The 12,441-nt window shown below is 46.5% G+C and carries 12 protein-coding genes and 1 other annotated feature; all 12 genes read right to left on the bottom strand.

Going from position 1 to position 12,441, the window contains the following annotated elements; genetic code table 11:
* Positions 1-379: 379 nt before the first annotated feature.
* A complete protein-coding gene (ileS, locus tag JJQ88_RS00390; protein ID WP_210363750.1) occupies positions 380-3,139 on the bottom strand; it encodes an isoleucine--tRNA ligase in 2,760 nt (919 codons plus the stop codon).
* Between the two features lie 82 nt (positions 3,140-3,221).
* Positions 3,222-3,464 (bottom strand) — a binding site (T-box leader).
* 49 nt (positions 3,465-3,513) lie between these two features.
* Positions 3,514-4,035 carry a DivIVA domain-containing protein gene (locus JJQ88_RS00385; RefSeq protein ID WP_210363749.1) on the bottom strand — a complete coding sequence of 174 codons (522 nt, stop codon included), beginning with the start codon at positions 4,033-4,035 and terminating at the stop codon, positions 3,514-3,516.
* 90 nt (positions 4,036-4,125) lie between these two features.
* Positions 4,126-4,899, bottom strand: a complete 774-nt coding sequence (locus JJQ88_RS00380) for a YlmH family RNA-binding protein (RefSeq protein WP_210363748.1) — start codon at positions 4,897-4,899, stop codon at positions 4,126-4,128.
* 68 nt (positions 4,900-4,967) lie between these two features.
* Entirely contained in the window at positions 4,968-5,228 is a 261-nt protein-coding gene (locus JJQ88_RS00375) for a YggT family protein (RefSeq protein WP_210363747.1), read from the bottom strand.
* A 6-nt stretch (positions 5,229-5,234) separates the two neighbouring features.
* On the bottom strand, positions 5,235-5,675 hold the full coding sequence (locus JJQ88_RS00370; protein WP_210363746.1) for a cell division protein SepF: 441 nt from the start codon (positions 5,673-5,675) through the stop codon (positions 5,235-5,237).
* Between the two features lie 2 nt (positions 5,676-5,677).
* Complete coding sequence (locus tag JJQ88_RS00365; RefSeq protein WP_210363745.1) at positions 5,678-6,364, bottom strand: YggS family pyridoxal phosphate-dependent enzyme; 687 nt, start codon at positions 6,362-6,364, stop codon at positions 5,678-5,680.
* A complete protein-coding gene (gene pgeF / locus JJQ88_RS00360) occupies positions 6,365-7,192 on the bottom strand; it encodes a peptidoglycan editing factor PgeF (RefSeq protein WP_210363744.1) in 828 nt (275 codons plus the stop codon).
* Between the two features lie 68 nt (positions 7,193-7,260).
* Positions 7,261-7,533, bottom strand: a complete 273-nt coding sequence (locus JJQ88_RS00355; protein WP_210363743.1) for a YlmC/YmxH family sporulation protein — start codon at positions 7,531-7,533, stop codon at positions 7,261-7,263.
* A gap of 433 nt (positions 7,534-7,966) precedes the next feature.
* Positions 7,967-8,746, bottom strand: a complete 780-nt coding sequence (sigG, locus tag JJQ88_RS00350; RefSeq protein WP_210363742.1) for an RNA polymerase sporulation sigma factor SigG — start codon at positions 8,744-8,746, stop codon at positions 7,967-7,969.
* 371 nt (positions 8,747-9,117) lie between these two features.
* On the bottom strand, positions 9,118-9,837 hold the full coding sequence (gene sigE, locus JJQ88_RS00345; protein ID WP_210363741.1) for an RNA polymerase sporulation sigma factor SigE: 720 nt from the start codon (positions 9,835-9,837) through the stop codon (positions 9,118-9,120).
* A 44-nt stretch (positions 9,838-9,881) separates the two neighbouring features.
* Positions 9,882-10,823: a sigma-E processing peptidase SpoIIGA gene (gene spoIIGA, locus JJQ88_RS00340; RefSeq protein ID WP_246860835.1), complete on the bottom strand. Its 942-nt coding sequence runs from the start codon at positions 10,821-10,823 to the stop codon at positions 9,882-9,884.
* A 467-nt stretch (positions 10,824-11,290) separates the two neighbouring features.
* Positions 11,291-12,436, bottom strand: a complete 1,146-nt coding sequence (ftsZ, locus tag JJQ88_RS00335) for a cell division protein FtsZ (RefSeq protein ID WP_210363739.1) — start codon at positions 12,434-12,436, stop codon at positions 11,291-11,293.
* Positions 12,437-12,441 lie beyond the last annotated feature (5 nt).

The raw sequence follows: 12,441 nt of genomic DNA, 5'->3' as shown, positions 1-12,441 counted from the left end.
CGGTACCTTTTGACTCTCACGGCAGACTCTTCGGGAACGAGAGACGGCTTTGCGCTACCTTTTGACTCTCACGGCAGACTCTTCGGGAACGAGAGACGGCTTTGCGCTACCTTTTGGTTCCCTTGGAAGCCTCTTCGGGCTCGAAAGACGGCTTTGCGGTACCTTTTGGCCCTCGAGGGAGCTCTTCGGGAACGAGAGACGGCTTTGCGCTACCTTTTGACTCTCACGGGAGCTCTTTGAAAACGAGACATCTCAGATCCTTCTCATTTTTCTTTTCCAAACACCCTGTTGGACACGATGCCGAGCGTTGGATATATCCTGAGTATTTGATTCAAAGAAAAAACTCCGGTTTTCAATGATCCGGAGTTTTCCCATTCATTTAATAATTTTCTTTTACAACAGTTGCGCATCGTGGGCAAAGTGTCGGGTGTTCTTCCACCTGTCCGACTTCAGTGGTGACGACCCAGCATCTTTCACATGTTTCGCCTTCCGCCTTTGTCACGACGATTGCGGCGTTTTCAAGCTTTATCGCATTTTCAGGGGCTTCATCGTAGCTGCCTGCGACTTCAAAACCTGAAACGATAAACAGCTGTCCAAGGTTTTCACTGATGGAATCCAAAAGCGCCTTTGTTTTGTCATTAACATACAAGGAAACTTTCGCTGTCAATGATTTACCGATTACTTTTTCATTCCTTGCTTCCTCAAGAGCTTTCAGGACATCATCGCGCAGCTTCATGAATGCATTCCATTTTTCTTCGAGTTCCTTGGCGTTCTCGATTTCCTTATGTTCTGGCATATCTGTCAACTGGACGCTTTCTTCTTTTACAGAAGGAATGAACTTCCATACCTCATCCGCTGTATGGGATAGGATCGGGGCAACAAGCTTCACTAAGGCCATGAGGCTTTCGTGCAGGACAGTCTGGATGGCGCGTCGTTCAGCATTATCAGTTGCTTCGATATAAAGGACGTCCTTTGCGAAATCCAGGTAGAAAGCACTTAAATCAAGTGTACAGAAATTGTTGACCGCGTGGTACACGCCAGCGAACTCATAGTTGTCGTAGGCGTTACGCACATATTTGATCAGCTTATTCAGTTTCACAAGCATGAATTGGTCGACTTCACGAAGCTCCCCGAATGGCACAGAATCGGTTTCGGGATTGAAATCAGCAAGGTTTCCCATCAAGAATCTGAACGTATTGCGGATTTTCCGGTAGACTTCCGCCACCTGCTTTAGGATGGCATCGGATACCCGTACATCTGACTGATAATCAACGGATGCAACCCACAGGCGCAGGATATCTGCACCAAGCTGGTTCATGACTTTGGCTGGGACAACAACATTCCCGATTGACTTGCTCATCTTCCGGCCTTCACCGTCAAGGGCAAAACCATGGCTCAGGACGCCTTTATAAGGTGCCTTGCCTGTTACAGCCACTGCTGTTGACAGCGAAGAGTTGAACCAGCCGCGATACTGATCGGAGCCTTCGAGATACAGGTCAGCCGGACGCTGGAGCTCTTCACGTTCGACAAGCACAGCCTGATGGGATGAGCCGGAGTCGAACCAAACATCCATGATATCCGTCTCTTTCGTGAATTTGCCGTTCGGGCTGCCAGGATGGCTGAACCCTTCTGGAAGCAGGTCCATCGCTTCTTTTTCAAACCAGATGTTCGACCCATGTTCACGGAAAAGGTTCGAAACATGTTCAATCGTTTCATCCGTTATGATAGCTTCTCCATTTTCAGCATAAAACACTGGAATAGGCACGCCCCATGCACGCTGTCTGGAAATGCACCAGTCGCCGCGATCACGTACCATATTGAACAGCCTTGTTTCTCCCCAGGCAGGAACCCATTTTGTCTGTTCGACAGCTTTCAGAAGATCGCCGCGGAAATCCTTGATCGATGCGAACCATTGCGCAGTCGCACGGAAGATAACAGGCTTCTTCGTCCTCCAATCATGCGGATAGGAATGCTTGATGAACGAAAGCTTAAGAAGCGCGCCTGCTTCTTCAAGCTTCTGGGTAATCGGCTTGTTTGCTTCATCATAGAACATTCCTTCAAAGCCTTCAGCTTCTACAGTCATATAGCCTTTGTCATCGACAGGGCAGAGGACATCAAGGCCATATTTCTGTCCAACCTGGAAGTCATCCTCCCCGTGGCCAGGGGCAGTGTGGACACAACCAGTACCTGCGTCAGTCGTAACATGTTCACCCAGCATGACAAGTGAATCCCTGCCATAAAGAGGGTGGCTGGCAAGGATGCCTTCAAGCTCTCTACCAACAACTTTTTTGACAGTGACCGGGCTTTCCCAGCCGACTTCATTGGCAACGGCTTCAAGCAGCGCTTCTGCCACAAGGTATTTCTTTCCGCTGTTTTCAACAACGACATAAGTAAGCTCTGGATGGACTGAAATACCAAGGTTGGCAGGAAGAGTCCATGGGGTCGTTGTCCAGATGACGATCTCTATCTGCTGGTCGAGAACGCCTTTTCCGTCCTTCACCTTAAAACTGACATAGATGGAAGGCGAGCGCTTATCCTGGTATTCAATTTCAGCCTCAGCTAGGGCTGATTCACTGGAAGGGGACCAATAAACAGGCTTTTTACCTTTGTAGATATACCCTTTCTTAGCCATTTCGCCAAATACTTTGATTTGCTGCGCTTCATATTCCGGCTTCAAGGTGATATACGGGTTCTCCCAGTCACCCCTGACGCCGAGCCGCTTGAATTGCGCACGCTGGTTGTCGATCTGTTCGTACGCATACTCTTCACATAGCTTCCTGAACTCAGCTACAGTCATTTCCTTGCGCTTGACACCTTTGTTCGTCAGCGCCTGTTCGATTGGCAAACCATGGGTATCCCAGCCTGGAACATAAGGTGAACAGAAGCCGCTCATCGACTTATAGCGCACGATGAAATCCTTAAGGATCTTATTGAGAGCGTGCCCCATATGGATATCCCCGTTCGCATATGGAGGCCCGTCATGCAGGATGAAGAACGGGCGGCCTTCCGTGCGTTGCTGCACTTTTTCATAAATATCCATTTCTTCCCACATTGCCTGGATTTCCGGTTCCCTGTTCGGAAGATTCCCGCGCATAGGGAAATCGGTCTTTGGCATGAGTAATGTATCTTTGTACTCCATTTCACTTTATCCTCCTGTCCTGTTTGCAATTATGATCCATGATAAGCAGGATTCCTGGAAAATAAAAAAACCCCTCATCCCTGTAAGGGACGAGAAGGCTTATTCCCGCGGTACCACCCTAATTAGACGGGAATGGATGCCCATTCCGTCCTCTTGGCATTCTTAACGCGAATGACACGCCTGCGCTTACTGACCCATTCGGGATGTTCAGCTTGGAACTAAAGGGTGATCTTCCTGCTGTCCGCTTGCGATGGGCTTCCACCTTCCCCATCTCGCTATCAGGCAAGCATTCGAACAGCCATACTGTCCCTCTCATCGTTTCGATCATGTTTTGCACTATGTTAGAAAATTATATGCGAATTGTTATGGTCGCGTCAAGCCAATGAATCTTCCTCTTCCCTGGCGGAAGACTTCAATTCAGTGGAATCAAGCTCATACTCAAGCAACTGATCCCAATCATCAGTATTCAGCATATCGAGCTGCGCCTCAATCAGCATTTTGAATCTTGTCCGGAACACTTTGGATTGCTTCTTCAATTCCTCAATTTCAAGGGCAATCTTGCGTGCCTTCGACAAAGATTCATTGATGATCCTGTCTGCGTTCTTTTCCGCTTCCTTGATGATCAGTTTCGCCTCTTTTTGCGCATTGCGGCGGACTTCTTCACCTGCTTCCTGTGCTATGACAATCGATTTATTGAGCGTTTCTTCAATATTTGTAAAATGGCCGAGCCTTGAGTTCATTTCTTCGAGCTTTTCCTCAAGCTCTTTTTTTTCACGGATGATCATTTCATAATCCTTGATGACCTGGTCAAGGAACTCATTCACTTCATCCTCATCATACCCGCGAAATCCTTTGTTGAATTCCTTGTTGTGTATATCTAACGGCGTTAAAGGCATGACGCCACCTCCTATAGGTAATAGCAAAATATGTACTATAGCTTTGATTTCGACAAATCCAAATAAATTCCTTCTTGTACTACTATATAATTATTTTTGCCGTCCGGCAATAACCCGGTATTTATCTTTTTTCGTTTTCCCTTCAATTGCGGCGATTTTCGCCCTGCCATGTCCGCGAACTGAAAGGATGTCGCCTTCGCCGCATTCAAAGGCCGGGTTTTCAACGGTCGTCCAGTTTACCTTGACATGGCCGTGCTGAATCAGCAGTTGCGATTTTTGGCGCGACAGATTATAAAAAGATGCCATCACTGTGTCCAGCCTTAAGGAAGATACTGTTGCAGTCATTTCAGTCCACTTTTCCTTGATTGGAACAGCCTGTTCGAGCGGAAGTTCCTTCAAGCTGATTGCTGCCCTGCCGATCGATTCCAGCTGCAGCCCGATATAGCCGGCAACTTCTGCTGCGGCGAAAAATTGGACTGTATCGCCATCTATCAGGATATCTCCATACTTCCCTCGCTTCAGTCCCAGCGACATCAGGCTCCCTAGAACCTGCCGGTGTTCAATCGTGACAAATTTCTTCGCATATTCAATCCCGAATAGCTTGATTTGAAAATCTTCCTTTTCCGCCTCCAGGTATTCTGGAAAAAGGAATGCACGTTTTCTTTCCGTGCCGGACGCTCCACCAAACAGCTCCCATTTGACCTCAGCGTGCTTGCCGATCACTGTGGCAAGGATTTGCTGCTCCCTGGGATCCAGGAAATCCGTAAGCTTCGGGGCATAATTTTGTTCGACATATTCCTTCCAGTTGATTACCTGGTCGATGAATTCCCGTTCCTCGGGACGGAAATGCTGGTATAGATTCATCACATTCTCCTCTTATCCCATAAAAAATAAAAAGGGCCTTTTCAAGACCCTGTTTTGGAATGTTGCCATTAAAACCAATTACCCAATTGATACAAACCATTTATGGCCAAACGAAGGACAATGAAAGCCACGATTGGAGAGATGTCAATCATCCCGATTGAAGGGATGATCCTCCGGAATGGTTCAAGATAGGGTTCGCAAATGCGGGCCAGAAACTGCCCGATTGCTGTTTCCCGGGCATTCGGGAACCATGACATGAAAATATAGATGATTAATGCCCATTGATAAATCGCGATTAAATTTACCAAAATACTAATTACAAAATCCATTTGGTTCTACCACCTCGACTCTTGAAAATCCCGCTCTTGCATCAGTTCGGAAATACTCCCTGTAACCTCCACATTATCCGGGGTACATAAAAAGATGTCCATGCCAATCCGCTGGATATCGCCGCTGATCGCATAAACAGTGCCGCTTAGGAAATCGACGATCCTCTTTGCCTGGTCATGGTCGATGCGCTGAAGATTCACGACAACTGCCCTACGGTTCTTCAGATGGTCGGCGATCTCCTGTGCTTCCGCATACACCCTTGGTTCCATCAGAATGACCTTGGAAGATTTTTGGACACTCTGAAGGCTTACAACATTTTGCTTTTGCTGCGCAGGCTGCTTGCTTGTCTTCATGGGCTCAGCCTCCCCCTCGAGCATTTCCTCATCATCATAGTCATATTCATCTTCAAGAAAGAAAAAGGTTTTAATTTTTGATTTCAAACTCATATTTACTGCACCTCCGATTCATTGCCTACCAACGCAGTGCCGATCCGCACCATTGTTGATCCCTCTTCAACAGCTATTTGATAATCATTTGACATTCCCATAGACAATTCGGTGCAAGGCGCGTAATCAAGGCCCATGCCTTTGATCCTATCCTGAAGCTTCCTTAATGTCCTAAAGCAATCCCTGACGATTTGTTCATTTTCCGTATTAGGGGCCATCGTCATTAAGCCTGCAACCATGATGTTCGGATATTCTTTCAATTGTTCAATGAAGTCTGGCACAGCTTCCGGCTTCAATCCATGCTTGCTTTCTTCCCCGGATGCATTGACCTGGACAAGGCAAGCCACCTTTGTTGCTGCGCGTTTGTTGATTTCCTTAGCAAGGGACAGCCTGTCAAGTGAATGGATGTATGTAACATGATCAATAATGTTCTTCACTTTTCGGGATTGCAGCGTCCCAATGAAATGCCAGACAGGCTTGTCCTTTAATTGGCCTGCCTTTGCCAGCAGCCCTTCATCCCGGTTTTCCCCCAGGTCTGGAATGCCTGCTTCAATCGCTTCCTGCGCCCTCTCAGCACTGACATATTTGGTCACTGCGATAATCCTGATATCGTCAGGCCTGCGATCGACTTTCCTGCATGCCTCTTCTATATGCTTCCGGATATTCTCCAGATTGCCTGAAACCTTCATTTATGGATTGCGGTCCTCCTTCCAGCCGATATACGCCATCATCCGGCCCGCATTCCCTTCATCCCTTCTGTGGGAATAGAAATGCTCACGATCGCAGCTTGTGCAAAAATCCGTGATGCCGATATTTTCGCGTTTTACACCGGCCTTGAGCAAAATCTGCTTGTTTAATTCCTTTAAATCAAGAGAAAATTGCCCTTCGCTAACTTGATTATATGGTAAATTTTCGACACCTTCTAGTATATTTTTCACCAAAAGGATCACTCTCTCATCAACAATATAACATTTTTTGCAAATTGATGGGCCAATTATGACAGAAATTTTTTCGAGTGCCGCCCCGTTTTGCTGAAATTTGCTGACCATTTCACCTGCGATTCCTGCTACGCTTCCTTTCCAGCCAGCATGTGCGACACCAATCAAATTGCGGCGGGGCTCAATGAAATAGATCGGTACGCAATCCGCAAAGCAAAGGGTAAGCAGAATGCCGGGTTCATCAGTGAAGAACCCATCTGTATTGGCGAAGCTTGTGGCATACTCGTCCGCGCCTTTCCCTTTGTCTGTCATCGTGACTTTTTCTATATGGATTTGATGGGTCTGCTCAGCCCCAACCCATGTGCTGACCGGAAAGCCAATCCGCTCAGCTAACAGACGGCGGTTTTGGCAAACGGCCGCCTGGTTATCCCCCACATGAAAGCCGAAGTTCAGGCCTGTGAAAGCCTGCTGGCTGACACCGCCATTTTTTGAGGTGAAGCCAGCTTCCAGGCCTGGATAACGGTCCATCCATTCTTTTATCGAAAAGTACTCCTTGCTTTTCAGGATAAAAGGTTCCATTCCTTATACCTCTACATGTTTTTGTCTAGTGTATCACATCCAGGCGAGAACACAACAGCGATATGGCATCAAGCGTTCTCATCTTTCTGTTCGCTATATTCCCCGCTATCCTTGTAGCGCACAAGGATGACATCCTCACCAACCTTAAGTATATTCTTCCACGGAATAATGATTTCTTCTTCCCTTCCGAAAAAACCGAGTACCTTGCCGGAACTGCCGATCACCACCGCTTCGATTTTCCCTGTATTCAGATTGATCTCAAAATCTTCAATATTCCCCAACCTCTTTCCATCAGACACATTCACGACATCCTTCACCTGGAATTCAGTTACCTTGACCATCGTTATCCCTCCGGAATTTGCCTTATCATTGCTTATCTAAAATATATGAGCAGAAACAGGATGTATGATTTTCCGGAAGATTCGCACTGATCGGCAAGCAAATATGAATGATAGAAGCACTGCCGCAGCAATCCTCGCTGGTTTCCAATGACTGAAGAACTCAATTTCACTTTTACTCGATTCGATAAACCTGTAGAGACGAATTTTCTTACCGCCGCCATTTCTCTAGAAACAGGGCAATGTAGATTTACCCGTTGTTTCCCGCTCCTGCTTCTTCCTTCTGCAGCCGTACCGGAGAGGCAGTCTTTGCGCTTACGGACGTCTCCCCCGTTGCTCCCGCCATAGGCTTCGCTGCTTCCGCTCCAACCAACAGATATTCAAAGGTCTTCCTTCCCTTTTCACATTGAAAAACAAAAGCTGCCTTGAAGGCAGCTTAGCTTTGGATATTTTTATTCATTTGCTTGATTGCCGCTTTCTCAAGGCGGGAAACCTGCGCCTGGGATATGCCGATTTCATCAGCAACCTCCATTTGGGTTTTCCCCTGGAAAAACCGCTTTCTTAATATCAGTTTTTCCCGCTCGTTCAAGCGTCTCATTCCTTCCTTCAAGGCAATTTCCTCGATCCAATGTATGTCCTTGTTGCGTTCATCACTCAGTTGGTCCATCACATAGATTGGATCGCCCCCGTCATTATAGATTGGCTCAAACAGGGAAACCGGATCCTGGATGGCATCAAGTGCGAAGACCACCTCTTCGTGGGGCACCTCGAGGACCCTGGCGATTTCTTCAGCTGTGGGTTCCCTTGACGCTTCCCCCATCAGCTTCTCCCTAACCTGAAGCGCCTTATAGGCAATATCCCTTAAAGACCGGGAGACCCTGATAGGATTATTATCACGCAGATAACGTCTGATTTCACCTATAATCATCGGTACTGCGTAGGTGGAAAATTTAACGTTCTGTCCGAGGTCAAAGTTATCAATGGATTTCATAAGTCCTATACATCCGACCTGGAACAGGTCATCAACAAACTCTCCCCGGTTGTTAAAACGCTGGATCACACTTAACACCAGCCTAAGGTTGCCATTCACAAGTTTTTCTCTGGCTGTGATGTCCCCGCTTTGCATTTCCCTAAAAAGCTTTCTCATTTCCTCGTTTTTCAGTACGGGAAGCTTTGAAGTATCCACACCGCAAATTTCAACTTTGTTTCGTGTCAATCTTTTCCCTCCTCACAGGAGCTGCTGTCAAAAATCAGTATCTCCGCAGAAAGGAAAAATATGCACGATATGAACGGTGGTTGAAAGCATGCTGGGACAATTATCCTGAAAAACCCAAGAGTATCAATTGTTTAACACCGAAAAATTTTTTTCATCCTGAGATGTTGCGTTGATGCATGTTTGCGTCCTCCTCAGTCACGAACAAGAATGAAACCGATAGCTTGATTGTAACTGACGTGGGTATCCCCTAAGGCGCATATGATAGGCAAGATGTAATTTTCCGAATGTCCTCCATATACCCGCTGCCCGCCAACATTGCAAAGGAGTATTGCCCCTGTATTAGATAGAGGATTGGAGAGCGCGTTTTCATCCTATACCATTTTATTGAACTCTTTCCGAAGCCTTTTGATGATTCTCTTTTCCAGACGTGAAATATAGGATTGGGAAATGCCAAGCATGTCGGCGACATCCTTCTGGGTTTTTTCTTCGCCGCTTCCAAGGCCGAACCGGAGCTCCATGATTTGCTTTTCTCTGTCCGAAAGCTGCTGGAGCGCTTTGACAAGAAGCTTTTTATCGACATTCGATTCCAGATCCTTTGTGATGATATCATCATCTGTTCCAAGCACATCGGATAGGAGCAGCTCATTCCCGTCCCAATCGATGTTCAACGGTTCATCGAAAGAAACCTCGGAGCGAAGCTTATTATTGCGCCGCAAATACATAAGGATTTCATTCTCGATGCAGCGAGAAGCATATGTAGCTAGCTTGATCTTTTTTTCGGGATTGAAGGTATTGACAGCCTTAATCAAACCGATTGTTCCGATGCTGATCAAGTCCTCTATATTGATGCCTGTATTTTCGAATTTCCTGGCGATATAGACAACTAGCCGGAGATTCCTTTCGATCAGGATCGACCTGGCCGCTTTATCTCCTTTCGGAAGCTTGGCTAAAAGCACTTTTTCTTCTTCTTTGCTTAAAGGAGGAGGCAATGCCTCGCTGCCGCCGATATAATAGATCTCATCCGTCTTTATCCCTAATTTGATCAGTAATTTATACCAGTAATAGGTGATACGGAATCGAATATTTTTCATTGATTGTCCTCCTTCTAAAATATGTATTTATGAGTATAGTATTATTAACTTACCTTGATGTCTTCATCTGAACAGGACATTCCCGCCATCAGCCTTGGATGGATGATGCAATCGAATCTTCCTTCAGCGGACAACTCCTGGGCAGTAAAGGAAATCAGGCCTTTATCCGCAAGATAAATTTTTCCGTCAGAGACGATCCTGATGCTTTCAGGCTGGAAAGCGATGATCAACTGATGTTCTTGTCCAACAACTTTACATGGGATAATTCTCATCTTGCTTTCAATATCTTCTGGAAAACTCTTTTCCCCTGACCAAACCTCCTCAGGATTCGCGGTGATAGACTTGATGGCTTCAGGGAGCTGAACAGGCAAGTGTGCTATCGATATGATCATCACTGGCATTTTGGAAATGGGGTCATACAGCTGGTTGCCGCTGTCGACCAACCCCTGCATGTTGAATGTCATCCCCATGAATTGAATCTCGACTTCCGCCAGTGAATCATATTGGATCTTCGTCATTTCGAATTGCTCGACATTCCGTCTTGAAAAATGCCATGCCAGCGGAAAACCAAGCAGTACAAACAGCCAACTGACCGGGTCTCCAAACCCTCCAATCTCCGCAACTGCCATTTGAGCGGCTAGATTGGCATCAAATTGCACGAAATAATGCACACCTGTCAGGGTACCCCCTAGCAAAAATGTCGCAGTGTAGAATGTCATCAGCGCTTTTAAAAAATAGCGAAGCCGTTTATATCCGAACACTACGAAGACCATTAGGATGGAAAAGGCAAATTTACCAAGTGGATGCCCTGCCGCAGAATGGAATGGCGTTACGGATAAGACAATGAGCATCGACCCGATGAACCCGCCTAGCGCCACCTTTATAAGCTTCACGTGCTGCTTCAGGATTACAGCGGTCAAATAAAGTATGAACGCGTCAAACAACAAATTCAGAGCCCAGATTACATCCAGATAGATTTTCACCATCTTTCCTCCCGCCACTTAAAAGCCCAGTTGATCATCAATAGGTGAAATTTTTACTTTGCCGGCTTCTCTATCATTCCGTTAGGAAAAAGTATAACTTATGTATTGGTATGAAGTGTGTCACATTGTGTACCGAAAACAACAGAAATTTTCACAAATTCATTCGGATTTTGTCAGTTTTTTAACAGTGGTTTAATAGGATTCAAATAACGAAGACTTTCCTGGCCAATATCTTTCAGAAGGAAAACGGAAACACCGCTCCGTGAAAAGGCAAACGACTATACTTTTGCAATTCATTCTTCAACCGATCGCGGTCAAATCGAGGCATTAGAGGTGAGCTTGTAAAATGGGAGTAGGGGATTCCTGGATTATGCTGAGAAGTTAGAAGGACTTGATGGAATGCAATACAAGTTCCTATGGTAAACAAAAAGGCATAGCCTCTTGGCTATGCCTTTTTTGTTTACTTCCTTTTATCTCCTTCTGTTGCGGTTGCGCAGGAATGTCGGGATATCGAGAGCATCGTCACCTTGAGGGACTGGATTGTTCCTTGGTGATTCCTGCTGATGCTGGATTTCCTCGCGCTTCGGTTCGCGTCTGATCGCGCCCAAGTTAGGCTTCTGCTGATTACCGAAAGTTGGCCTTGATGGCTTTGACTGGATTACTTCCTCGTTAAATCCAGTGGCAATGACTGTGACAATGATTTCATCCTTCAGGTTTTCATTGATGACTGAACCAAAGATCATATTCACGTCCTGGTCGGATGCTGAAGCAACGATATCAGCTGCCTCCTGGACTTCATATAAGCTGAGGTTCGTACCGCCTGTGATGTTCATCAGAACGCCTTGTGCGCCATCAAGCGATGTTTCAAGCAATGGTGAAGAAATAGCTTTCTTCGCTGCTTCCGTAGCACGGTTCTCACCGGATGCCACGCCTATGCCCATCAAAGCGGATCCTTTATTTGACATAATCGTCTTGACATCCGCAAAATCAAGGTTGATTAAACCAGGTGTGGCAATCAGGTCGGAAATACCCTGGACACCTTGTCGCAGGACGTTATCCGCTTCGCGGAATGCTTCAAGCATAGGGGTGCTCTTGTCGACAATTTCAAGCAAGCGGTCGTTCGGAATGACGATCAGTGTATCCACCGATTCTTTCATTGCGCCGATCCCGCCGCCAGCCTGCATAGCACGCTTGCGCCCCTCGAAGGTGAATGGACGGGTAACGACTCCAACGGTCAATGCCCCGAGGTCTTTGGCAATCTGGGCGATGACAGGCGCTGCACCAGTTCCGGTTCCTCCACCCATGCCAGCTGTGACAAACACCATGTCTGCCCCTTTGAGTACTTCTTCAATTTGCTCTTTGCTTTCCTCAGCAGCTTTCTTGCCGACTTCAGGATTCGCGCCTGCTCCTAGCCCGCGAGTCAATTTGGCTCCGATTTGCATTTTTATTTCAGCTTTGGAAAGGTTCAGTGCCTGAGCGTCTGTATTGACAGCGATGAATTCAACACCCTGGACACCATGTTCGATCATTCGGTTTACCGCATTATTCCCACCGCCGCCTACACCGATAACTTTTATAGTAGCAAGTGAATCTAAATTCATATCAAATTCCAACATGATAT

The organism is Bacillus sp. REN3 (genome assembly GCF_017912555.1).
Classification (GTDB): Bacteria; Bacillota; Bacilli; order Bacillales; family Cytobacillaceae; genus Mesobacillus.
This window is presented reverse-complemented; position numbering and strand designations above follow the sequence as displayed.